The sequence below is a fragment of the Streptomyces sp. NBC_00829 genome, from assembly GCF_045161795.1.
In the GTDB taxonomy this organism is placed as follows: domain Bacteria; phylum Actinomycetota; class Actinomycetes; order Streptomycetales; family Streptomycetaceae; genus Streptomyces.
This window is the reverse complement of record NZ_CP108867.1, coordinates 7,026,668-7,048,275: the sequence shown is the minus strand read 5'-3', so window position 1 is coordinate 7,048,275 and position 21,608 is coordinate 7,026,668. Positions and strand designations below refer to the sequence as shown.

The window sequence follows — 21,608 nt, the reverse complement described above, 5'->3', positions numbered from 1 at the left end:
GGGGGATGGCCGTCGTGCCTCGTGGCCTTGCCCCATCCGCGCGTACGCTGCGGTGCGCGCGGATGGGGCCACGAGGGGATACCCCAGGGTGTGGATGTGGAGCGGGGGGCCCCTTTCCGTCTCACGGGCCCTGCGCCCGGTGCTCAGTACCGGATGCAGGCCGATCGGAGGTCGGTGTAGAAGTCCCAGACGTCGGGCGAGCATTCGGGCGCGCCCAGCTGGGAGGCCTTGGCCCCCATGTGCGGCAGGTGGGAGTAGGCGCCCACACCGGGCCGGTTGACGTGCAGCATCCCGGCCTGGAAGTCCTGCAGGGCCTGGAACATCAGGGACGGGTTCTGAGTGAAGATCGTCCCTGACATGCCGTACTTCACCGAGTTGGAGATGCGCATGGCGTCGTCGTAGCCGTCGCAGTCGATCACCGACAGAACGGGGCCGAAGACCTCCTCCTGGGCGATCTCGCTGTCCCATGCCACATCGGTCAGTACGGTCGGCTCCACGAAGTGGCCTGGAGTGTCGAGTACGGCTGCGCGGCCGCCGCAGGCCACCGTGGCACCGGCGGCGACGGCCGTCTCAACCGCGTCAAGACAAGCCTGCATCCGCTCGGCGTTGACGACCGGACCGATGTCGGCCCAGTCCTGGTCACCGCGCCCGATCCGCATGGCCCGCACGCGCGGTACGAGCCGCTCCAGCAGCGACTCACGAATGGCTCGGTCGACGATCACCCGGCTCGTCGCGCTGCAGCGCTGGCCGCTCTGCCCGAAGGCGCCGTGCACGATCGCGTCGACGGCCGCGTCGAGGTCGGCGTCGGCCAGGACGATGAGCGCGTTCTTGCCGCCCAGCTCCAGCTGGGTGCGCATCAGGCGGCCCGCGCCCGCCTTGTTGATCGCCTGTCCCACGGGCAGCGAGCCGGTGAAGGAGATCCCCGCCACCCGCGCGTCCCCGACGAGCGCCTCGCCTGGCTCCCGATCGCCCTGGACCAGGTTGAGCACACCCGGCGGCAGGCCCGCGTCGGCGAACGCCTCCACCAGCAGGGCCGAGGTCCATGGTGTCAGCGGGGACGGCTTCAGTACGGCGGTACAGCCGGCGACCAGCGCCGGGGCGACCTTCCACATGGGGATGGCCACCGGGAAGTTCCACGGGGTGATCAGGCCGACGACGCCGAGTGGGCGCCGGAAGGTCATCGCGATGGTCCGCGGCTCCTCCGCCGGGGTGGTGATGCCGTTGATCCGCCGGGCCTCACCGGCGGTGAAGTGCAGGATGGCCAGCGAGCGGGACACTTCTCCCTGGCCTTCGGACAGGCGCTTGCCCTGTTCGCGGGTGATGGCCTCGGCGAACTGGTCGTGGCGCTGCTCGATCAGCCGGGCCGCGGCGGTCAGGACCTTGGCTCGTTCGATCGGGCCGAGCGCGTCCCACGCGCCGTGCGCGGCCGCCGCGGCGTCGACCGCGGCGGTGGCGTCCTTGCCGCCGGACTCGGCGAACTCGCCGATCACGTCGCCGGTGTTCGCCGGGTTGAGATTGGCGCGTACCGCGCCGGTGGAGGACGGGACCCAATGGCCGTCGATGTAATTGAGAAGATGATCAGGGCGCGGCTCTGCCATGAGGAGCTCCGTAGGGGAATCGGCCGATGCAGCCAGGGAAGTCCGTGCGGTGCGGGTGATATTCGTGCGGTGCGGGTGATAGGGGCCGTGGCATCACGAGCCCGGGGCGCGCGGAGCGGCGGGTCAGTCCATGTGCACCGCGATGCGTGGTGCGGTGCCCTCGCGGGCGGCGGCGACGGCCGCGTCGATCTCGGTCAGCGGCAGCGGGCTCGGCACCAGGTCGGCGAAGAGGCCCTGCGCCGGGGTCCGCGTCAGGAATCTGACTGCTTCGTCGAGGTCGTTGACCGTGTAGTTGTGGCTGCCGATGACGTGGGAGAGATTGCGGACGAAGGTGTTGGGTTCGAAGCTGACGGTCGGGCCGGGAGAGACCGAGCCCACCAGGGCGACGCGGCCGTCCAGACCCACGATGTCCAGCGCGGTCTGAACGGCGCGGCTGTTGCCGGAGAGCTCGATGACGATGTCCGCGCCGTACTGCTGGGCGAGCTCGGGCAGTTCGGCCGGGCTGCACACGGCGGTCGCGCCGAAGACCAGAGCCAATTGCCGTCGGCCCTCGTCGAGATCGCAGGCGACGATGTGTTCCGCGCCGAGTTCGCGGGCGTAGGCGACCGCGGTGAGGCCGAGCATGCCGCAGCCGATCACGACCACGGAGTCACCGGCGGACAGTCCGGCGCGCCGTGCGGCGCAGACCACGGTGGCTGTGGCGCAGTTCGCGGGCGCCGCCACCGCGGCGGGAACGTCTTCGGGCACGGCTACCAGCCCGGTGCCCTCGACGAGGTGACAGTGGGTGGCGAAGCCGCCGTTGAGCTGCCAGTGGTCGTTGATGGCCTCGTGCCCGTACTTGCGGACACCGGTGCACTTCTGGGGTACCCCGCGGACGCACCGCCGACAGGAGCCGCAGGAGGTACCGATCGTCCAGGTGACGCGCTGGCCCGGCTCGACGAGGCGTCCATCGACGAGGCGGACGGTGCCGGCCACCTCCTCGACGACCCCGACCGCCTCGTGCCCGAGGACCGTCGGCAGCGGGGTCGGCCGGTCGCCCGCGATGGTGTGGACGTCACTGCCGCAGACGGTGGCCAGCTCCACGCGGACCAGCACCTCACCGGGTGCCAGCTCCGGCCGGGGCTGGGAGACGAGCGAGAAGCCGCTGTCGGGACCGGACCAGACGGCCGCAAGGGGAAGCGTGGCGTCGCTCCGGTCGGGAGACGACGCCGTGCTCGGATCAGTCATGTGGGTTTCCGCCTAGCGTCGGATGGTGAGGGCGACCAGGGCACTGCACGCACAGGCTCCGGCGACGATGGGGAAGACGAGGGCGGTGTTGCCGGTGCTGTCCATGAGGGCACCGATCAGGATCTCGGCCACACCGGCGAGGAGGTACGCGAAGCAGTTGACCGCACCGGTCGCCGTGCCCGCCAAGCGCTTGCCGGCGATGTCCGGGCAGAGGGCCCAGAAGGAGGACTGGGGGCCGTAGACGAAGAAGCCGGTCAGGAACAGGACGACGATGCCGGTGGTCGTGCTGAGCGGCGCGGCGTACATCGTCATCGCCATCACGGCGCCGATCACCATGAACAGGATGATGGGGCGGTCCCGGCGGCAGCCGAAGAGACGGTCGGAGATCTGTCCGTTGACCAGCGCGCCCACGGCCATGCCGATGGGCAGCGCGACGGAGATCCACAGCGGGTTGATGCCGGTGTCGGCCTTCTTCCAGTTGTCGCCGAGGAAGTAGACCGGCACCCAGATCAGCAGCCCGTAGCGGGCCGAGTTCTGGAAGCCGAGGGCGATGCCGGCCGACCAGATCTTCGGGTTGCGCAGCACGGCCTTGTACCTCTGCCAGCTGCCTTCACCGTCGCCGGCCGCCGCCAGGTCAGCGGCCTCTTCCTCGGCGGTTTGTGCGTGGGAGGCGGGTGGTCTCACGCCCGCCTGGGCCGGGCTGTCCCGGGCGACGAGATAGAAGGTCACACCGCCGACGAGCATGAGCAGGACGGGCGCGCGGAAGATCCACTGCCAGTCGAGGTCGAGGGTGTCGACGACGATCGTGGAGGTGACGTAGGCGAGCACGGAGGCCATGCCGGCGGCGAAGGTGTAGAAACCGAAGCTGCGGCCGCGCTCCTTGTGCGACCACCAGTTGGAGATCACGCGTCCACCGGACGGCCAGCCCAGCGACTGGGCGTATCCGTTCAGGCCCCAGCCCAGGGCGAGCGAGTTGGCGCCCGTCGAGAAACTGGTGAACCAGTTGAGGATGGTGGAGAGGATCGCGCCGGCGGCCATCATGCGCCGCCCGCCCCACTTGTCGGCGAGGTTGCCGTTGATCATCTGCCCGGCCGCGTAGGACCAGAGCAGGATGCCGCTGATCGCGCCGAGCGTGGCCTTGCTGAGGCCGAGGTCCTCTTCGATGCCGGGGATGGCGAACCCGAAGGTCTGCCGGCCGGTGTAGAAGAAGAAGTAGCAGAACATGGCTGCCAGCAGCATGCGCCACTTGAGCCGTGTGTACTCTTTCTCAGCCAGAGGCTGGGGACCGTCGGTCACGGACACGAGCTTTTCCGAGTTGGACATGGCTTTCCCACGATCTGCGATGAGACTACGTTTTCCACCCGAGGTGGTTGAGGAGGCGCGGCTGGGGGACGGCGCCGGGACCGCTGCTGCCGGGCGGCGGACGTCAGGGCGGCTTACTGTGAGCCCTCCTGGCCGACCAGCGTCGTGGCCACCCAGAAGGCGTCGTAGTTGTGGATGAGGGCGGGGTCACCGAAGGGACTGTCGAGGGGCTCGGGCTCCGGCAGCGGCCGGTTGATCAGGAAGGGGATCTGGAGTTCCCCGAGGGCGCCGTGCGACCGCAGCGGGGCGTCGAGCCCGCTGAGGTCGTGCCAGGCGGAGAAGCGTCCCAGAGCGGTACCGGCCTCGGCGAGGACCACGATGTCGCCGATGCGGTCGGCCGGCAGGGAGTACCGTTCGGCGGCCTCCTCACGGCCGTGAACCTTCTCGACCCCCTCCAGCTTCCGGAGCTCCGCGATGACAGCCGCGCGATCGGCGTGCTCCGGCAGATAGATGCTCGCGAACGAGCCGAGGGCGCCGTGGTGCACCGTGTACGGGTCGGTGATCGGCAGGATGACCCGCAAGCCGTCCGCCCCGCCATCGGCATCGGCGGGGAGGCCGAGGAGGCGACGGGTCTCCTCCTCGACGTAGATCACCCGTGCTGTGCCGGCCTCGTCCGTCTTGGCGCTCATGCCGTGGTCCGCGGTGAGAACGACCGTCGCACCCAGCTCGGCGAGCCGTCCCGCGTAATGATCGATCTTCTCGTACAGGTCGTTGGCGGCCTCGGTGCCCGGGGCGTTCTTGTGCTGGATGTAGTCCGTCAGCGACAGGTACATCAGATCGGCGCCACGGGTCTCGAGGATGCGTACGCCGGCAGCGAGGGCGAACTCGCTCAGGCCGGCCGAGTAGACGCTCGGCAGCGGCTTGCCGACCAGCTCCAGGACGTCACCGATGCCGTTCTCCTCGACGGTGGCCTGGTCGGCCTTCTCCGCCGAGAAACAGATGCCGCGCCGGGACGGGGCGACGAACTCCCCGGAGCCGTCGAGGGCGGGGCCCTCCTCGACGAGACCGGCTCCGAGCAGTCGGCGCAGCTTGTCCTTGGCGGTCACGACCACCACGTCGAGGCCGGCCTCGTTGGCGGCGGCGAAGACGGTCGGCGCGCGCAGGAAGCGCTTGTCGTTCATCAGCACCTCCTCGCCGAGCTCGGTGTCGAAGATGTAGTTGCCGCTGATGCCGTGGACGCTCGGGGGCCGGCCCGTCGCGATGGACACGTTGTTGGGGTTGGTCAGAGCGGGCATGGCGCAGTGGGCGGGCCACGAGGTGCCCCCGCTCGCGAGGACCTTGCTCAGCCAGGGCATGCGTCCGGCCGCCATTGCCTCGATGTGGTAGTCGGGCTCACTGCCGTCTATGCAGATCACCACCACAGGGGCGGAGGGCCTGGTGTAGGTCCTGCCGTTGACTGTGAACTTCGGTGCGGTCACGCGCGCTCCTCGTTGCGTTGCTGGCCGGTTTTTCTTTGACGAGATTGAGGGCGCGGCGGAGGAGGAGGAACCCCTGTTTCGGCTATGGGGGCTATTCGACCCACCGCCCGCACCCGACCGCTCCTCGCCGACGGCCTTGCCTGCGGGTGGGCCAGACCTGACCAGCCCCGGAGCTGCGCCCGGTGGGAAGCGGCAGGCGCCATAACGAGGAGGTATACCGGCGATTCACGAAGCGGGACCCCCCTTCCTGTTGTCCAGACCACGGCTGGTCGGAGAGGCTCGCGGGAGGACCCCTGGAGGCCACATCATGGCGACTGCCGAGTACGTTGAGCCGTCACTCCGCCACCTGCGCAATTACGTGGGCGGCTGGACCCCGGCCGAGGGCGGACTCACGCGCGAGAACGTCAATCCTGCCGACCGCTCCGACACGATCGGTCTGTTTCCCGAATCGCAGGTGTGGACGTCGAGCAGGCGGTGGCCGAGGCTGCCGGAGCCCTGGGCGTATGGCGCGAGCCGGGCACGATACGCCGGGCCGGGCGGCCCGTCTCCTGGAGCAGCAGGGCGAGCGGTTCACCCGGGTCATCGCACGGGAGCAGGGCAGGCAGCTGACGGAGGCCAGGGCGGAGGTCCATCAGGCGGTGGCGGTAACCGACTGCGTGGCGGGCGAGGGCCAACGGCTCGCGGGGGCATCGTTCCCTGCCGGGAGCGACCGCACCTGGGCGGTCACCTTCCGGCGGTCTATCGGAGTGGTGGGCCTCATCACCCCGTGGCACTACCCCCTGGCGATCCCGGTCTGGACGATCGCCCCCGCCCTGCTGCTGGGGTGCACGGCGGTCCTCAAGCCCTCGCCCCTTCGCGCCGTTCACATCGGCGCTCCTCGTCGAGCTCCTCCACACGGCCGGACTTCCGCACGGCGTGCTCAATCTCGTGCAGGGGGACGCCGCCGCTGGTGAGGCCCTCGGTGCCACCAGCAGGTCGCGGGTGTCGGTTTCACCGGCTCCCCTGCGGTCGGCGCCGGCGTCCACCACGCCGGCTCACGCCGCCCGCTGCGCACCCGGCTCGGTCTGGGGGGCGGCAACGCCGTCGTCGTCCTGGAGGACGCCGACCTAGACCAGGCCGTCGCGGCAGTGCTCACGGGGGCGTTTGGGCAGGCAGCGCAGCGGTGCACCGGCCGTGTCGTCGTCGACTGCCGCGTGAAGAGGAGTTCCTCGCCCGGCTGGTGCGTCAGGTGTCCGCACTGCGCGTGTGGCCGGGCATGGACCCGCGCTCAAAGCCGGGCCCGGTCGTGGACGGAGATCGCATGAGCGTCTGCCTGGACTCCGTCGCGAAGGCGCGCACGACGATGTCGAAGGTGCTGCGGCGGCCGTCTCACCCCGGCCCGGCCCGACGGCTTCCATGTGGCGCCCACCGTCCTCGCCGGGGTGGCCCCCGACGCGGAGCCGGCTCAGGAGGAGATCGTCGGTCCCGTGCCATGTGTGATCGACGCGGAGGGGTTCGACGACGCCGTCCGCATCGCCAACAGGGTGCCGCACGCCATATCAACCCCGGTGTTCACCACCTCCCGGGCCCGTGCCTTCCGAGCGCTTGCGAGGCGGCCACGCTGAGTGTGAACCGGCTGGGTCTCGATGCTTACGGACACCCGTCGCGGGTCGGTACGAAGGCGTCATCGTACGGTCTCGCAGAGCGCGGGCCGCACGTCTGGGACTTCTACACCGAATGGCGCTCGGCCTCCCTCTCCTGCTGACGACGGGGCGCCGCACGCGCGTCACTCGGCGTATGCGCCCACGATCTGCGCTTCCCGCGCCAGGAGCGCCGCTCCCAGACCCGCTGCGCCACGGCCCAGTCCCGTAACGACCAGTTCGGGTCGCGTCCGGGGCGGAAGACGCTCGGCGAGCGCCGATCCCAGTGGCTGGAGGATGGCCCGCCCGGCGCGGGCCGCGTCACCACCGATGGCCAGGCGGCCGACGCGGGCGGCCACGGGTACGAGAGCCTCCGCCAGGGCGTCGACGGCGTCGTGCCACACGCGGGCCGCCGAGCGGTCGCCGCGGGCCGCGAGCAGCGGCAGGTCCCAGGCTCTGATGTCGCTCTCGCCGGACAGCTCGGCATACCGCCGAAGGAGCGCCCGGGGCGGGACGAGAGTGGCCGGGCAGCCGTGGCTTCCGCAGGTGCATTCCGCGCTCCCCTGTTCGGCGGCCCGGTGGTCGGGCACTCCAGCGCCCGCGCGGGGGACGACGGTACCGGCCCGCAGTTCGGCCACCTCGACACCGGACCTGATCGACACGAGGGCGAACCTTTCGCACAGGCGTCCCGCGCCGACGCAGCTCTCGGCGACAGCAGCGGCGTGCAGGTCACGCGTGACGACGACGGGAAGGCCGATGTGTTCTTCCATCCAGGCGCGGACCGGTGTGCGGGACCACCCCAGTGCGGTGCCGTGCTCGACCACCCCGGAGCCCTCGTCGACGATGCCCTGGACGCAGACCCCGACGGCCGATACGCGTGCCCCGGAGCGGTTCGCGCTCGCGACCAGCTCCGCCGCGCAGCCGAGCACGGTGTCGACGACGGCGTCCGGCCCACGCTCCGGGCGCGTGTACCACTCCTCTGCTTGCACGACGTGCCCGTCAGGGGTGGCGATGACGGCGCGAACGCGATCGGCTCCGACGTCGAGGCCGGCAACTGATTCGCATCCGCCAGGTGCGGAGCTGTTCCCGATCACTGGCGGGCTGACCTTCTGATGCCGAAGCCCGCCCGGACCCGCCGCATCAGGGGTGTCTGGTCGATGGCGCACCAGTCGGTCAGCCGATCCACGATGCCCAGTCCGCGGCCACATTCTCCGTCGGGATCCCTGATGTCCGGGACCTTCGGAAGGGGCCCGGTGTCGGTCACCTCGACGCAGAGTTCCGGCCCGGCGATCCACACCTTGACCGACATGGCGGCACCTCCGTGCTGGGCGGCATTGGCGGCAAGCTCTCCAACGATCAGGACGAGGGTGTCGCGGCAGTCCTGGTCCAAGCCCCACGTCGTCGCGCCTTGGTCGGCGAAGCGGCGTGCGGTGTGCACGTAACGGGACTCGGCGGGCAGGGCGAGGGCACCTCCTTGAATGATGCGGGGACGATGCCGCTCGGGTGGGGGCGTCGCCCCGGCGCTGCGCCGGTGCCGCGGCACGCCGCGTCGTGGTCCGGGCGGAAGGGTGATCCTCATGGGTGTCCCCACGTCTCTCGGGTCGCGGCGTGCGCACGAAGCGCATTGCCATGTTCCTGGGGCCGTGCGGCAGGAGAGGCGCCGCCGTGACTCGATGGTCCGAGCCACGGCGGGGAAGACACAAGACGGTATCGGGTGATGTGCCCTATAGCGGCGACGAAGGGTAAAGCCGTTGTCGCAGGTCAGCCGCCGGTGCGGGGGTCTGTGGGGGGCCAGCCGTGCTGTTCCCGTACGAGTTCCATGAAGGCATGCTCAGCGGGAGAAAGGATGCGGTCTCGCCGGCGTACCAAGGAGATGACCCGGGGCTCCGCGGACTGCTCGGTCGGCAGCGTGACCAGCGTACCCGCCCGGAGCTCATCTTCGACCGCGTGCTCGGAGACCAAGGCGATGCCGAGCCCGGCACGCACACACCGCTTGAGGACCTCCGGGCCCCAGGCGTCCGTGTGGGATGAATCGGTGACGCCCCAGCGGGCCAGGGTCAGCTCCTGCACTTCACGCGTCTGGGAACCCTGCTCGCGGAACACGATCCGTTCACCGGAGAGCATCGCGCCCGTGACCGGACCCCGGCCGCCGAGAGGATGTCCGGGCGGGGCGATGAGAACCATACGGTCCTCCAGGACGGGCTCCCCCACCAGACGTGGCTCGGTGGGAACACCGGCCACGATGGCCACCGCCACTTCGCCGTTCAGCAGCTGCTGCGTCACGGTCGCGATGTTGCCGACGAAGACATGGCTCTCGATGCCAGGATGACGTCTGCGGTACACGGCCAGAAGGTCCGGGATCAGGTACGTGCCCAGGGTGGTCGAACCGCCCACCACCAGGCGGCCGGTCTGCAGACCGCTCAACTGCTGCACCGCGGAGACCGCCTCGTCGGCCAGCAGGAAGACGCGACGCGCGTACTCGGCGAGCAGTTCGCCCTCCGCCGTGGGCCTGATCCGGGCTCCCGACCGGTCGATCAGCGTGATCCGGAGGGACTCCTCCAGCTTCCGAATCTGATTCGAGACCGAGGGCTGACTCATGTAGAGCTTGTTCGCGGCGGCGGAGAATCCCTGCTCCTCAATGACGTGCAGGAAGATCCACAAGCGGTGCAGGTCGAGTGTCACGGCTCGCTTCCGGTGTTACGGACGGTGCTGTGGGCCTAGCTTATGGGCTTCCGTGGCACCAGTAGTGACGCAGGGATCACAGCATGGCGGTGCGCGAACTTCGGGTGTTTGTCACGGTCACCGTGGCGATGCCGGAAGCATCAGGGGCAGCGGGGTCGTCAGTCATTGCCCCATCCTCGCGCACCGCGCGTTGCTGAGGCTCCGCCCACGACGGGTGCCGGTACTGCGACGACGCGGCGGGCGAGGACAGCACGGCCGACGGCACCGCGAAGACACTCACAGCAGGCCCGGTGAAGGCCGCGGAGATCCAGGCCACGGCCGACGGGTTCCTCACAGCCTGGCAGCGGGGCGACGCGGCGAAGGCCGCGGCGTTCACGGACCGGACAGATGCGGCACGGGCCGCGCTGTCCGGGTACCGCAAGGACGCCCACATCGACGAGGTGACACTCACCCGCGGCAAGGCGTCCGGGCCGAAGGTGACGTTCCGGGTCTCCGCCACGGTCCCGTACAAGGGGAAGAGCAAGCCCCTCACCCACGACTCCGAGCTCACGGTCGTCCGGGCCGAGGACGGCAAGCCGCTGGTCGGCTGGCAGCCGTCCGTCGTGCACCCGGACCTCAAAAAGGACGACACGCTGGTCACTGGCGAGGCCGACCCGCCGGTCAGGGCACTGGACCGGAACGGCGCGGAGCTCACCACGGCGAAGTACCCCTCGCTCGGCACCGTCCTGGACGGCCTGCGGGAGAAGTACGGCAGAAAGGCCGGTGGTAAGGCGGGGAGCGGCGCGGCAGTGTGAGCGCGGGTGGGCCGGAAGGGGCTGGAAAGCTGCCCGGTGAGTGGCCAGCCCCATCCCGGCCACCCCCACTCCTGCCACCGCAGACAAAGGGCGCCCCTGGGCGAGGAGGTAAGAGACCCGCGCCCCACCGAGACGACGTCCTGTCAGAGACGGCGCGCGCGGGGACGGGCAGCTCCTCGGCGTCGTGCAGTGCCCGTAAGTGCAGCCGCTCGGCCTTCACCTGCGCCCGCTGCCCGGCCCGCTGGGCCGCCCACCGCCGCCGTACGGCGTCGACGCGGCTCTCTGGCGTGAGCGCCTGGGGGCCAGGAGTTCAGGTGCGTTCGCTCAGGCCGTTTCCGACCTGCCCGCGTCGCTGAGCAGTCTGTCCACGAGGAGTTCCGGGTAGCCGGTGGCCGGTGGTTCGATGCCGAAGATCGCTCGTAGGTAGAGCGGTGCGATGAGCTGGTCGAGGATCTGTTCGAGGGGCGGGGGGTTCTCGCCGCGGGCCGCGGCCCGCTCACGGATGCGTTCGATGGCGTGGATCCGGCGTTCGAAGTGTTGCGCGCGCTCCTCCTGCGCCTGGGCACTGCCCGGCATCGACAGGGCGACGGCCCGCACGAGGAGGCGGCCTTCGGGCTTACGGATGCTCGCAACCCCCGCTTCCGCCCATGCGATGAGGTCGCCGCGCAGGGTGCCGGTGTCCGCCAGCGGCCAGTCGCGTTCGAGCCGGGCGACGACCACGTCGGCCAGGAGCGCCTCACGGCTGCCCCAGCGGCGGTAGATGCTGGTGTGGTTCACCCCGGCGCGCTGCGCGATCGCGGGAATGGTCAGGTCCGCGCCCCCGGGGTCGGACAACAAGTCGATGACCGCCTGATGGACGGCCGAGCGGACCTGCTCGGAGCTCTTACGGATGCGTGGAGTCGGCTGTTTCGGGGTCACCCTCCCATCGTAAGCACAAAGATTTGCTTCGCGGTTCTCGCAGGGTCTACAGTTCCGTCGTACGCACAAATCTGTGCTTAAGGAGGGTGTGATGAAGCAGTTGCTGTTCCCCAACAACCCCCAGTTCTGGTACGAGACCCTGCGCTCGATGAGCCACATCGCCTACGGCGGCGCCGATTTCGGCGAGGTCGTCTCCACGAGCGAGAGCATCGTCGAGGGGGACTACAACAGCTGGCACGAGGAGTGGCTCGCGACGGCCGACCGGGTGGCCGACGAGGCTCAGAAGGCCCTGGACGCCGGTCACACGGTCAGCGCCCGGGACGGGTTCCTGCGGGCCTCGAACTACTACCGGTCGGCCGAGTTCTTCCTGCACGGTCATCCCTGCGACCCGCGCCACGACCACGCCTACGACCGGAGCGTGGCCTGCTTCCAGGCAGCGGCGGCGCTCTACACCCCGCGCATCGAACCGGTCCGCATCCCGTACGAGGACACCACGCTGCCCGGCTACCTCTACCGGGCCGGCACCACCGGCACACCCCGGCCGACCCTGGTCATGCACAGCGGCTTCGACGGCAGCGCCGAGGAACTCCACTTCAGCGGCGCGCTGGCGGCCGTGGAGCGCGGCTACACCGTGCTGACCTTCGACGGCCCCGGACAGCCCGGACCGCGTCACCGCGAGGGGCTGGTCTTCCGCCCCGACTGGGAGAACGTCATCACCCCCGTCGTCGACTTCGCCGAAGCCCTCCCCGATGTCGACAACAGCCGTATCGCGCTGCTCGGTTCCAGCATGGGTGGCGTGCTCGCCCCCAGGGCGGCGGCCTTCGAACACCGCCTGGCCGCACTGATAGCTGTCGACGGTGTCTACGACCTCGGCCAGATATCCGTCCGCAACATTCCCGGTGACCGCGACGAGGCCGAACGGCTCCTGCGCACGGACTCCGCCCCCGAACTCGACGCCCGCTTCGAGCAGATCCTGGCCCAGGACGCCACCGCCCGCTGGGCGATCAACCACGGCATGTACGTCATGGGCGTGGACACCCCCCGGGCCTTCAGCGCCTCCTACCTCGACTACACCCTCCAAGACGGCATCGCCGAACAGATCCAGTGCCCCACCCTCGTCTGCGACGCCGCCGAGGACGAGTTCTTCAAGGGCCAGCCCGAGCAGCTCTACAACCACCTGACCTGCCCCAAGACCCTCATGGTGTTCACCGCCGAGGAAGGCGCCGGCGCCCACTGCCACCCCGGCGCCATGCGCCTGTCCCTGGCCCGGATCTACGACTGGCTCGACGACACCCTCACCACCACCCCCTGAAGAGGGCCGGACATCACCGGCAAACCCTGATCACAGCCCCACCCGACCGGCCCTCCCGGACCGCCCAACACTCCCAGGGAATCCAGATGAACCGCACCGGTATCGAAGCCGCCCTCAACGACCTGCTCTTCAACCACGACATCACCCTGGAGGAAGCCGCCGACCGCCACTTCACCCCCGACTACCGGCAGCGCACGGACGGCGAGTGGGCCGACCGCACCGAGTTCCTCGACCACATCAACCACCTGCGCGGCATCGTCGCCGACGGCACGGTCGAGGTCCACGAAGAGCTGTACGACAGCAACAAGTACGCCGACCGGCACACCTGCCACATCACCAAGACCGACGGCACCACCGTCACCATGGAGGTCTACGTCTTCGCCGACCTCGCCCCCGACGGCCGCTTCACCCGCATCGAAGAAACCACCCTCATGCTCAAGGGCTCCGACGCCGACCGCAACATCGGCAGCGCCCGCTGAGAGACCACGCCGCGAAGACGGCACACGCCCCGGCAGCGGATCAGCACCATCCGGCGAGCAAGCCCGCCAGGCCCCCGGCTGCGCACGAGTTCCGGGGTGGTCTTCTTCGCGGTCCGCTTGGGCGGGAGCATTTCGTGGACGGTCGCGTGCTCGCCACTCTCGCCGCGTGACTGCCGGGCGGCCGCGACACTCTCGTTGAGCGCGGCCATGAGATCGACGAGCACCGGCTCCCTGGGCGCCGGTGCCGCCATCGGGGACAGCTGCCGATCTTCTATCTTCGCCGTGATGACCTCCTCGACGGCTTCCTTGTAGTGGTCGTTCAGGTCGCCCAGGTCGTCGGTGGTGAGCGCCTCGGCCAGGTCGAGCGCGCGCCGGAGCTCGTCCTCGGGCACGTCTGTCTCCGGTGGGGCGAGGGCGGCGGGGGTGATCGCGACCAGTGAGCCATCGGGCGAGGAGGTCGCAGAGCGCGTCACGCTCACCTGTGCCCATCGCGCCCGCCAGGGCCAACCGGAACCGAACGTGAAAAAGCTGGGCAGACCAGCGGCTACCACCTGCCCATGCCCAAGCGCCGACCCGAAAGCGGCTCGAAACCGGTCAGGAGATCACTTCCAAAAACACGTCGGTGGATCGAGGCTTAGACCCATGGGGGCCTCGATGACCACACCTTCCGGGCAGTAGGTCGGATGGGGAAGGATCACAATCTGAGGCATGGTCAGCAGCGTAGAGGGTTCCTCCCTGCAAATCAGCGAGGCTTGCGGCGACTCCAACGGAAGGAAGTTCACCGGGAACCCTCACGTCCCAGCACGGGAGATCCACACGATGGAAGCCACGTTTCGGCAGGTCAGCGCATTCCGTCGGTAGCCCGTAGGTGGGGAACCGCAGGGCGCGACGCAAAGGGTCTTCCGAGATCACAGTCATCCGCTGACTGCAGCTGATAAGCGGAGGAGACACTCATGCCCTGGGATAGCGTGCCCTGGTTCACCGAAGGCAACACAGCTCGGAAGTCGCCCGGCTCTTGGCGTACACGGCTTTCGCCGGGTCCGAGGGCATCATCGGCGCTGGCGACTTGCAGGTGAAGGCGCTCAGCACGCCGGGCGCGGCCGTACAGATCGCCTCTGGCGCGTGCGCGGTCCTCAACCGTTGGGCCGGGGCTGCGTATCAGGCGTACGCGGCCCGGCTGCCGACCGCCGACGAGGTGTCCATCCCGGATACGGGGGCCTCACCCCGAAGCGATCTGATCGTCGCCCGTATCGAGAACCCGTACAGCTACGGGGAGACCTGGCCCAACCCCAGCGACCCCAAGGTGGGGCCGTACGTCTTCAGCAGGGCCATCTCCGGTGTGCCGAACACGACCAAGAGCATTCGGCAGGTCCGTCCATCCGATTCGGCGATCACCCTCGCCCGGATCGACATTCCAGCGAACACCTCCTCGATCACTCAGGCGATGATCAAGGACCATCGGGAGATGGCGAACCCGCGCCGCCGGCGGGTCGTGCGCTACATGCACGGCCTGCGGACCGGGGGCGACTCGGTTGGCGACATCAAGAACCCGGGGTGGGAGGAGTTCCCCAACGGCTGCCGGTGGCCGATCGAGATTCCGGAGTGGGCGACGAGCGCAACGATCATCGCCAACTGGGCCGGACTGTCGCAGAAGAACGCCAAGGACTCGTACGGCTATCTGCGGGCCCGGCTCGGCTCCCTGACGACGTTGTTCACGAACTTTGACTGTGACTGGGAGGGCACGCCGCAAAGGCACACGTTCATCGGCGGCGGCACCGTCTCCATTCCGTCAGAGAGTGCGCGGCACCGTGCAGGACGCCGTACTGGAGGGCAGCGGTAATCCCGCCTACACGGGGGTGCTGCTCGCCGACGCGGGCTCGACCATGTTCTAGACGTCGAGTTCGTCGAGTCGTCGCGTGAGGACACCTTCTGATGGCGGAGGGCTGGCGGTTCATCGCCGTGCGTGCGCTGCCGGAGGTCATCCTCGATTGGGAGGTCCCGTTCGCGCTCAGCTCGAATCCCAAGAGGGATCTGTCCGGGCCGGGGTCGATGAGCGGGACGATTGAGCCCGAGTACGCCCGCCTGCGGGGGCCGGACGGTCTGCCGATTATCGAGGAGTGGGGCACCAAGCTGTTCTTGGAGATCGAGGGCCACCTTCGGTGGGGCGGCATCGTCACGAAAACCAGCTTTGACGGGCCGAAGGCTTCGATCCAGTGCGAGGGCTTCTCCAGCTACGCGCACGGCATCCCGTACGAGGCTTACCTGATTTCCGGCGCGCTGATCACCCCGAAGGATCCGTACGCGGGCAAGGACAAAAACCACGACGGATACATCGACTTCTCCCACCCGAAGAAGAAGGTGCCGAGGCCGCCGAAGCCCTACGGCGGGCCGCGCATCGACGCGTTCGACGCTGTACGGAACATCTGGGGACACATCCAGAGCAGGCCGTACGGCAACATCAGCCTGCGCCTCGACCAGCACGACCTGGGCGAGAAGCTCGGTGCGGCAGACGGATCCGATCCGTGGGAACTGGCCTGGTGGAACAACCCTGATTGCGGGCAGACCATCGACCAGCTCGCCCGCGACATCCCTTTCGACTGGATCGAGACGCACGCCTGGTCTGGGGGCGGCAACACGATCGACAGCCGCATGGTGCTCGGAAGGCCCCGGCTCGGCCGGAAGCGCAGCGACCTGCGGTTCGCAGACGGCGAGAACATCTCCGCCATCGCCCGGCCGGAGGGCATGGGCGATGAGTACGCGAACGAGATCGTCCCCCTCGACAAGGGCGAGGGCCGGAAGATGGCCCGCTTTCAGGCCCACAAGTACGAGGGCCGGCCGGCTGCGCCGCGTGCACACGGTCACCGACAAGACGCTGTCGTCCGCGGCCGCGATGCGGGCCCGCAGCTTCAAAGACTCTCCGGCCGCACCGGTGTGCTCCAGATTCCCGCGATCCAGATCGTTGACCATCCCAACGCCCGGTTCGGGTCCTGACAGCTCGGCGACGACATCCGCGTCCAGGTCAACGTTCCGTGGGTCGGAGATGTGGACGTGTGGCACCGCATCATCTCCGACGAGATCAGCGCGGACGGCACCTGCACCCTCACCTTGAAGAGGTCCGACAGCTTCATCTACTGACCCGCGGACTTCAGCGCGCGACGTTAAGCCTCCCCAGACCGCAGCATCCGCGGCCATGGCGAACTTCCTTGATGACCAGCGCGATTGGCCGCCTACGTCGAAGACATCGTGACGGCTGACGCCGAGCTGTTCGACTCTCTCGCCATCCCCGAGGACGAGTTGGAAAACCTGCTGCGCCAAGTCGATCCCGAGACGCTGCCCGGCGCCATCAACGAGGGCCAGGCGCCCGTACTGCATCTGCCCGACGAAGGAGACGAGAGCCTGGGCGGCGGTGGTCTGAGCCCGGACGACGAAGGGCGCGCCCGCCTGGCCAACTGCCCGTCCTGCGGCCACATGTTCACGCCCGGACGATGAGGAAGCGCACCATGTCACTCCGTCGCAAAGCGCGCAGCGTCAACAAGGTCGGGCGGCCCAGCCTGCTGACCGAAGAGGTCGAGGGCCGCATCATCGTCGCCGCCCGCACCGGCATCGCGATCGAACTCGCCGCCGAGGCCGCCGGCATTTCGAGCGCCACCTACCGGCGCTGGATGGCCCGCGGCCGCGCCGAGGTCACAGCCCGGGAGGACGGACAGCCTCCGAACCGGGATGAAGACCCGTACGTCGAGCTGTTCGAGAAGGTCCGCACGGCCCGCGCGATGGCCGCTGCCCGCGCCATGGCCAACATCAGGCGCGTGGCCGACGGCGGGATCGTCACCAAGGTCACCACCCGGAAGTTCCGCGATCCGGAGACCGGCCAGATCGTCGAGGAGGTCACCGAGGACCGCACGCCACCGGACTTGGCGTGCGGACGCCTGGTATCTGGAACGGCAGCACCGCCATCACTACGGCAAGGACGCTGCCATCGCCGTCGAGGTCACCGGCCTGGACAGCGGCGACACAGCCCAGGAGGAGCGAGTAGACCTCGGTGCTCTCGCCGAGCGGCTGAACCACACGCTGTTCGCAGTCCAGTACCCCGACCCGCCGGAGCTGGAGGACGGCAGCGTCGTCGACGCCGAGGTGATCGACGGCTGATCCGCACCTGCCCAGGGCACCACGCGACACTAACCGCAGCCACCCTGCACGGTGCCCCTCCTGACCACAGTCACCGGAGGGCACCACCCATGCAGATCATCTCCCGCACCCACTGGGGCGCGAAGCCCTGGAACGGCACGCCGGCCGCCATCTCCCTCGGCCGCCGTACAGAGTTCTTCGTCCACTACGACGGCGGCACCCCCATCACCCGCACCGGCTACTCGATCATGCGCGCCATCGAAGCCGAGCACATGGGGCAGGGCTGGGCGGGCGTCGGCTACAACTTCGTCGTCGACCAGCAGGGCAACGTGTACGAGGGCCGCGGCTGGTCGCTCCAGGGCGCCCACTGCCCGAACCACAACGTCACAGGCATCGGCGTCCAGATCGCCATCGGCGGCAGCCAGGAGCCCGGCGCGAAGGCACTCGCAGCGTGCCGCGCCCTGTATGAGGAGGCGTGCAAGCGGACCGGCCGCGCCCTCGCCAAGCGCGGCCACAAGGACGGGTTCGCCACAGCCTGCCCCGGCACCAAGCTCTACGCGTGGGTCCAAGCCGGGATGCCGGCCGGGGACTACAAGCCCGCGCCGGACCCCGGAGGCTCCACCGGCGCCGGAGCAGGATCGTCTATCGCCCGCTACCAGGTCATCATCAACGGCCTGAAGTACGGGTACGGAGCCAAGGGCGCCCACATCACCCAGGTCGGCGAGGCCCTGGTCAAGCGCGGCTTCGGCCGCCACTACACCTCCGGCCCCGGCCCGACCTGGACGGACGTCGACACCGAGAACTACCGCGACTTCCAGAAGTCCCTGGGGTACAGCGGCAAGGCCGCCGACGGCGTCCCCGGCGAGGACTCGCTCAAGCGGCTCCTCGGCACCCTGCCCGGCAAGGTGACCGCCAAGCCCATGCCGCCCTTCCCCGGCGCCTCCTACTTCGGGCCGGGCAAGAACAACTCGCACATCACCCTGCTCGGGACGCAGCTCGTGAAGAAGGGCTTCGGCCGGCACTACACCTCCGGGCCGGGCCCGAAGTGGTCGGACGCGGACCGCAAGAACGTCGCCGACTTCCAGCGCTCCCGCAAGGAGCTGAGCAGTGACCCGGACGCAACGAGTGGAAGGACGGCGAGAGCCTGTTCCTGACCTGCGCGGTCTGGCGGCGGGCTGCGGAGAATGTCGCCGAGTCGCTGAGCCGCGGCACCCGCGTCATCGTGCAGGGCCGCCTCAAGCAGCGTTCCTACGACGACCGAGAAGGCGTCCGGCGCACCGTGTACGAACTCGACGTCGAGGACGTCGGTGTGAGCCTGAAGAACGCAACGGCCAAGGTCGCGAAGACCGGCGGACAGCGCCCGAACCCCAACGGGGCAGCACGTCCCGTTGCCGATGACCAGTGTGCCACCGAGCCCCCGTTCTGACCGGCCAGAAACGAGTACGCGCCGCGCAGGGTGTCTCCTGCGCGGCGCGTCGTCTTACGCAGCCGGTGCGATCCAGGCGTACGGCAGGGCCAACCGCTCCCCGTCGCCGTCCTCCTGGCCGCCGCCGACGTCGGCGCCGTCGCCCGACGGCATCTGCTCGCCGGTAGCGGGCGCCTCCCCAGCTCCGCCGTTGTGTGTCGGTGGCTGCGTCTCGGCCGGGTCCGGCTCCTGGGGCGGTGCCGGCGGATCAGTGTCGATCGGCGGCACGGGGTTGGTGACCGGCGGTGCCGGGTCGACCGGGGGCGGGACGGGCAACACCGGCGGAGTCTCCGGCTCGGTGGGCTTCGGCTCCTCCGGCTTCGGTCCGGGGCCGGGGCCGGGGCCGGAGTCGGCGTCGGCGTCGGCGTCGGGGGCGGGGGCGGGGGCGTTTCCGGCTCGGGCGGATCAACCGGCTTCTCCGTCTGTCCGTCCTCGGACGGCTTGGGGTCCGGCGTGGGGCTCGGGTCCGTGGCCGGTGGCGTCGTCGAGGTACCGCCAGTCGACTCCGCGGGCGCCGGAACCACAACCACGCTGCTGGCGCCGTCCCCGATGTGCGCGCTCGATTCCCCTTCGTTGCTCTCGGCGGGCGGAATCTCCAGCCCCGCGGCGAGCGCGACGATGTCCTCGGCGTCTGGATCGCCGGTAGGGGCGTTCCCCAGCCGACACCAAGTACAGCCTGGGCTGCCATCAGCACGGGCGCGTCGACCGGTGCGTCCTGCGGGGAGGACAGGATCGTGTTCACGTCGGACTCGTCGAGCCCGAGCGTTCCCAGGGTGAGCGCAGCCAGGCGGGGCGGGAGCGGCTCGGCAATGCTCAAGGGGTTCGCCTACGTACCGGTGCCGGGCTGAACACAACGGGCCCGACCAGTACGCATCCGGCCGGAACGGTCCGCCGGAGGAGTTTCGAGACGATCGCCGAGCGAATGGAGGTACCGAAACGCACCGTCCTCGACAACTACAAGAGCCGGGGAATCCCCGTCGTGCGCATCCGCGACAGAATTCTCCGCGTACGAGAGCGTCACTTCGAATCCTGGCTCGAATCTCGCGAGGAACAGGTCGAAACATAGACGCAGGCCTTCCGCCCGAATAGTAGATGTCTTTTATGGGCTCGCTACTGGCCAGCTTTCCGCTTTCCCTCCGCCCCCTCCCCATGCGTAGAGTCACCTCCACCACAGACGATCAAGCACGGCGACGAACCGAAGAACGGAGCAAGACGCCATGGCCAGGCGCGCACAGCCACGCAAGGATTGCACTTGTCCTGATCGCAACCAGCCGAGACGGAACGGCTGTTCACACTCCTGGCACGTGCATCTGACAAACCGCGAGGGCAGACGGCAAGAGTTCTATCTGGGGAGAAGCAAGGCTACGGCAGAGAAGGCCCTCGAACGCTATTACGAGGAAGGCATCCTCCCCGATGAGGCCGCCCCAGAGGACCGCTCCGAGGACCGCAACCTCTTGTTTAGAGAGTGGGCGGACAAGTGGCTCAGTCGACGTAGGGCGAAGATGACGTCCGTGGCTCAGTACGAGATCGCCGTCCGCGTGCATCTCAGTCCGCGCTGGGGCGGCCATCGCCTCGCGTCCATCCGGAAGGCGCAGGTCGAAGCCTGGGTGCGAGAGATGGAGGACAGCAAAAAGATCGCGAACTCTACAGCAGAGCTGCACTGGAAGGTCTTCAAGATGATCACGAAGGATGCTCTCCAGAACGGAAAGATCAACGCTAACCCCTGCTATGAGGTCGAGGGTCCCTACATCGAGAAGACACAGCCGTACATCTTCAGCGATGACGAGGCGTGGGCCCTCTGTGACGAGTTTCCCGAGAGGTTCGCGGTCATACCGCTCCTCGGCTTCGGGTGCGGCGTAAGGCAAGGCGAGGCGTTCGGTACATGTACGGACGTCATCGGCCGGAAGAACGGGATGCTCACGGTGCACCGTCAGGTACTCCGAACAAGGAGACGGACTACAGGCCGATGCTCGTCAACCGTCTGAAGACAAGTCGCCGCAAGGGGGGCATCAACACGAAGTCCGTTCCCATGCCCGATCACCTGCTGGAAGCCATCGACCACCACGAAGCCAAGTACCCGCCACGTCCTACTGAGACCATTCTATGGACCCATGGCAGGACAATCGAGACCTGCCAGCGGGGCCCTGCGAGGGCACTCTTCTGGAGTCCTCAAGGCAATCTCCTGAACAATGACACGTTCAACGAGAGGGCGTGGAAGCCGACACTGCGGAAGCTCGGGATCAAGCACGATGACGGAACCCTGCCGACGTTCCACGACACGAGGCACACGTACATCTCGAAGATGCTCCAGAACGGCCTTCCGCCCGAGACGGTCGCCCTGTGGGTTGGCGACAGCGTCAAAGAGATCCGACGGACGTACAACCACCTCCTCGACGAACAGGTAGAGGACCACAGGGCCCACGTCACCCGTCTGACTGCACGGCCCGTTCGAGCCCAAGTGGCTGCGTAACGGGGAGACATCTGCCCTGCCTCGGAACGATCCCTAGCCCCTCCCTACGGTCCGGCTAGGTCCGGTTCCAGCCCGGACGGAACGGGGTCTAGCGAAGGCGCCGCCGACATGCGAAGGCACGTCTGACCATTGGGTTAGC

General features: G+C 68.8%; 23 protein-coding genes and 3 pseudogenes. 14 read left to right on the top strand and 12 right to left on the bottom strand.

The annotated features are described in order from the left end of the window. Nucleotides 1-143: 143 nt before the first annotated feature. From OG293_RS31600 to phnA, 4 genes are all read right to left on the bottom strand, one after another. On the bottom strand, nt 144-1,598 hold the full coding sequence (locus OG293_RS31600; protein ID WP_406002165.1) for an aldehyde dehydrogenase family protein: 1,455 nt from the start codon (nt 1,596-1,598) through the stop codon (nt 144-146). A gap of 123 nt (nt 1,599-1,721) precedes the next feature. Next, nucleotides 1,722-2,825, bottom strand: coding sequence for a zinc-binding dehydrogenase (locus OG293_RS31595; protein ID WP_406002164.1), 1,104 nt, complete (start codon nt 2,823-2,825; stop codon nt 1,722-1,724). Between the two features lie 12 nt (nt 2,826-2,837). Beyond that, a complete protein-coding gene (locus OG293_RS31590; protein ID WP_406002163.1) occupies nt 2,838-4,148 on the bottom strand; it encodes an MFS transporter in 1,311 nt (436 codons plus the stop codon). A gap of 113 nt (nt 4,149-4,261) precedes the next feature. Continuing rightward, a complete protein-coding gene (phnA, locus tag OG293_RS31585; RefSeq protein WP_406002162.1) occupies nt 4,262-5,605 on the bottom strand; it encodes a phosphonoacetate hydrolase in 1,344 nt (447 codons plus the stop codon). A gap of 503 nt (nt 5,606-6,108) precedes the next feature. Here phnA and OG293_RS31580 point away from each other — a divergent pair. From OG293_RS31580 to OG293_RS31570, 3 genes and pseudogenes are all read left to right on the top strand, one after another. Further along, nucleotides 6,109-6,558, top strand: a complete 450-nt coding sequence (locus tag OG293_RS31580) for an aldehyde dehydrogenase family protein (protein ID WP_406002161.1) — start codon at nt 6,109-6,111, stop codon at nt 6,556-6,558. Then, a pseudogene (locus tag OG293_RS31575) lies at nt 6,476-6,909 on the top strand (aldehyde dehydrogenase family protein); the annotation flags it as partial. The gene OG293_RS31580 and the pseudogene OG293_RS31575, both read left to right, overlap by 83 nt. Before the next feature lie 45 nt (nt 6,910-6,954). Beyond that, a pseudogene (locus tag OG293_RS31570) lies at nt 6,955-7,209 on the top strand (aldehyde dehydrogenase family protein); the annotation flags it as partial. Nucleotides 7,210-7,370: 161 nt separating this feature from the next. On the opposite strand, the gene OG293_RS31565 reads toward OG293_RS31570, so the two are convergent. The 3 genes from OG293_RS31565 to OG293_RS31555 form a co-directional block, all read right to left on the bottom strand. Further along, complete coding sequence (locus OG293_RS31565; RefSeq protein WP_406002160.1) at nt 7,371-8,432, bottom strand: ROK family protein; 1,062 nt, start codon at nt 8,430-8,432, stop codon at nt 7,371-7,373. Then, nucleotides 8,315-8,803, bottom strand: a complete 489-nt coding sequence (locus tag OG293_RS31560) for an ATP-binding protein (protein WP_406002159.1) — start codon at nt 8,801-8,803, stop codon at nt 8,315-8,317. The genes OG293_RS31565 and OG293_RS31560 overlap by 118 nt, the downstream gene beginning before the upstream one ends. 182 nt (nt 8,804-8,985) lie before the next feature. Continuing rightward, complete coding sequence (locus OG293_RS31555) at nt 8,986-9,906, bottom strand: LysR family transcriptional regulator (RefSeq protein ID WP_406002158.1); 921 nt, start codon at nt 9,904-9,906, stop codon at nt 8,986-8,988. Nucleotides 9,907-10,196: 290 nt separating this feature from the next. Here OG293_RS31555 and OG293_RS31550 point away from each other — a divergent pair, with 290 nt between their 5' ends. Continuing rightward, nucleotides 10,197-10,700 carry an NTF2-like N-terminal transpeptidase domain-containing protein gene (locus OG293_RS31550; RefSeq protein WP_406002157.1) on the top strand — a complete coding sequence of 168 codons (504 nt, stop codon included), beginning with the start codon at nt 10,197-10,199 and terminating at the stop codon, nt 10,698-10,700. Between the two features lie 324 nt (nt 10,701-11,024). On the opposite strand, the gene OG293_RS31545 is transcribed toward OG293_RS31550, so the two are convergent. Continuing rightward, entirely contained in the window at nt 11,025-11,618 is a 594-nt protein-coding gene (locus OG293_RS31545; protein WP_406002156.1) for a TetR/AcrR family transcriptional regulator, read from the bottom strand. 91 nt (nt 11,619-11,709) lie between these two features. Between OG293_RS31545 and OG293_RS31540 the strand changes: the two genes are divergently transcribed. Both OG293_RS31540 and OG293_RS31535 read left to right on the top strand, forming a co-directional pair. Next, nucleotides 11,710-12,930, top strand: coding sequence for an alpha/beta hydrolase family protein (locus OG293_RS31540; RefSeq protein ID WP_406002155.1), 1,221 nt, complete (start codon nt 11,710-11,712; stop codon nt 12,928-12,930). Nucleotides 12,931-13,016: 86 nt separating this feature from the next. Beyond that, on the top strand, nt 13,017-13,409 hold the full coding sequence (locus OG293_RS31535) for a nuclear transport factor 2 family protein (protein WP_406002154.1): 393 nt from the start codon (nt 13,017-13,019) through the stop codon (nt 13,407-13,409). Here OG293_RS31535 and OG293_RS31530 read toward each other — a convergent pair. Then, complete coding sequence (locus OG293_RS31530) at nt 13,301-13,882, bottom strand: hypothetical protein (protein ID WP_406002153.1); 582 nt, start codon at nt 13,880-13,882, stop codon at nt 13,301-13,303. The genes OG293_RS31535 and OG293_RS31530 overlap by 109 nt on opposite strands. Nucleotides 13,883-14,424: 542 nt before the next feature. Here OG293_RS31530 and OG293_RS31525 point away from each other — a divergent pair. The 3 genes from OG293_RS31525 to OG293_RS31515 all read left to right on the top strand — a co-directional run bounded on the left by OG293_RS31525 (nt 14,425) and on the right by OG293_RS31515 (nt 16,898). Then, complete coding sequence (locus OG293_RS31525) at nt 14,425-15,249, top strand: hypothetical protein (protein WP_406002152.1); 825 nt, start codon at nt 14,425-14,427, stop codon at nt 15,247-15,249. A gap of 92 nt (nt 15,250-15,341) precedes the next feature. Further along, nucleotides 15,342-16,400: a hypothetical protein gene (locus tag OG293_RS31520; protein WP_406002151.1), complete on the top strand. Its 1,059-nt coding sequence runs from the start codon at nt 15,342-15,344 to the stop codon at nt 16,398-16,400. 228 nt (nt 16,401-16,628) lie between these two features. Continuing rightward, a complete protein-coding gene (locus OG293_RS31515; protein WP_406002150.1) occupies nt 16,629-16,898 on the top strand; it encodes a hypothetical protein in 270 nt (89 codons plus the stop codon). Here OG293_RS31515 and OG293_RS31510 read toward each other — a convergent pair. Both OG293_RS31510 and OG293_RS31505 read right to left on the bottom strand, forming a co-directional pair. Further along, nucleotides 16,882-17,058: a hypothetical protein gene (locus tag OG293_RS31510; RefSeq protein ID WP_406002149.1), complete on the bottom strand. Its 177-nt coding sequence runs from the start codon at nt 17,056-17,058 to the stop codon at nt 16,882-16,884. The genes OG293_RS31515 and OG293_RS31510 overlap by 17 nt on opposite strands. 236 nt (nt 17,059-17,294) lie before the next feature. Continuing rightward, nucleotides 17,295-17,585 (bottom strand): hypothetical protein, encoded by a 291-nt coding sequence (locus OG293_RS31505; protein WP_406002148.1) that lies wholly within the window; start codon nt 17,583-17,585, stop codon nt 17,295-17,297. Between the two features lie 59 nt (nt 17,586-17,644). Between OG293_RS31505 and OG293_RS31500 the strand changes: the two genes are divergently transcribed. Then, a complete protein-coding gene (locus OG293_RS31500) occupies nt 17,645-18,688 on the top strand; it encodes a peptidoglycan-binding protein (RefSeq protein WP_406002147.1) in 1,044 nt (347 codons plus the stop codon). Continuing rightward, nucleotides 18,655-18,891: pseudogene (ssb, locus tag OG293_RS31495) on the top strand (single-stranded DNA-binding protein); the annotation flags it as partial. The gene OG293_RS31500 and the pseudogene ssb, both read left to right, overlap by 34 nt. A gap of 123 nt (nt 18,892-19,014) precedes the next feature. Here ssb and OG293_RS31490 read toward each other — a convergent pair. Further along, on the bottom strand, nt 19,015-19,278 hold the full coding sequence (locus tag OG293_RS31490; protein ID WP_406002146.1) for a hypothetical protein: 264 nt from the start codon (nt 19,276-19,278) through the stop codon (nt 19,015-19,017). 643 nt (nt 19,279-19,921) lie between these two features. Between OG293_RS31490 and OG293_RS31485 the strand changes: the two genes are divergently transcribed. The 3 genes from OG293_RS31485 (at nt 19,922) to OG293_RS31475 (ending at nt 21,469) form a co-directional block, all read left to right on the top strand. After that, nucleotides 19,922-20,065 carry a hypothetical protein gene (locus OG293_RS31485; protein ID WP_406002145.1) on the top strand — a complete coding sequence of 48 codons (144 nt, stop codon included), beginning with the start codon at nt 19,922-19,924 and terminating at the stop codon, nt 20,063-20,065. Between the two features lie 238 nt (nt 20,066-20,303). Then, on the top strand, nt 20,304-20,984 hold the full coding sequence (locus OG293_RS31480; RefSeq protein ID WP_406002144.1) for a hypothetical protein: 681 nt from the start codon (nt 20,304-20,306) through the stop codon (nt 20,982-20,984). 44 nt (nt 20,985-21,028) lie between these two features. Further along, nucleotides 21,029-21,469: a tyrosine-type recombinase/integrase gene (locus OG293_RS31475; protein WP_406002143.1), complete on the top strand. Its 441-nt coding sequence runs from the start codon at nt 21,029-21,031 to the stop codon at nt 21,467-21,469. Nucleotides 21,470-21,608: the final 139 nt, after the last annotated feature.

Bases quoted from the DNA above. Each gene is read 5' to 3' on its own strand.
- OG293_RS31600 (WP_406002165.1), bottom strand. From the start codon at position 1,598: ATGGCAGAGCCGCGCCCTGATCATCTTCTCAATTACATCGACGGCCAT.
- OG293_RS31595 (WP_406002164.1), bottom strand. From the start codon at position 2,825: ATGACTGATCCGAGCACGGCGTCGTCTCCCGACCGGAGCGACGCCACG.
- OG293_RS31590 (WP_406002163.1), bottom strand. From the start codon at position 4,148: ATGTCCAACTCGGAAAAGCTCGTGTCCGTGACCGACGGTCCCCAGCCT.
- OG293_RS31580 (WP_406002161.1), top strand. From the start codon at position 6,109: ATGGCGCGAGCCGGGCACGATACGCCGGGCCGGGCGGCCCGTCTCCTG.
- OG293_RS31565 (WP_406002160.1), bottom strand. From the start codon at position 8,432: ATGTGGCCGCGGACTGGGCATCGTGGATCGGCTGACCGACTGGTGCGC.
- OG293_RS31560 (WP_406002159.1), bottom strand. From the start codon at position 8,803: ATGAGGATCACCCTTCCGCCCGGACCACGACGCGGCGTGCCGCGGCAC.
- OG293_RS31540 (WP_406002155.1), top strand. From the start codon at position 11,710: ATGAAGCAGTTGCTGTTCCCCAACAACCCCCAGTTCTGGTACGAGACC.
- OG293_RS31535 (WP_406002154.1), top strand. From the start codon at position 13,017: ATGAACCGCACCGGTATCGAAGCCGCCCTCAACGACCTGCTCTTCAAC.
- OG293_RS31520 (WP_406002151.1), top strand. From the start codon at position 15,342: ATGGCGGAGGGCTGGCGGTTCATCGCCGTGCGTGCGCTGCCGGAGGTC.
- OG293_RS31500 (WP_406002147.1), top strand. From the start codon at position 17,645: ATGCAGATCATCTCCCGCACCCACTGGGGCGCGAAGCCCTGGAACGGC.
- OG293_RS31485 (WP_406002145.1), top strand. From the start codon at position 19,922: ATGGAGGTACCGAAACGCACCGTCCTCGACAACTACAAGAGCCGGGGA.
- OG293_RS31475 (WP_406002143.1), top strand. From the start codon at position 21,029: ATGCCCGATCACCTGCTGGAAGCCATCGACCACCACGAAGCCAAGTAC.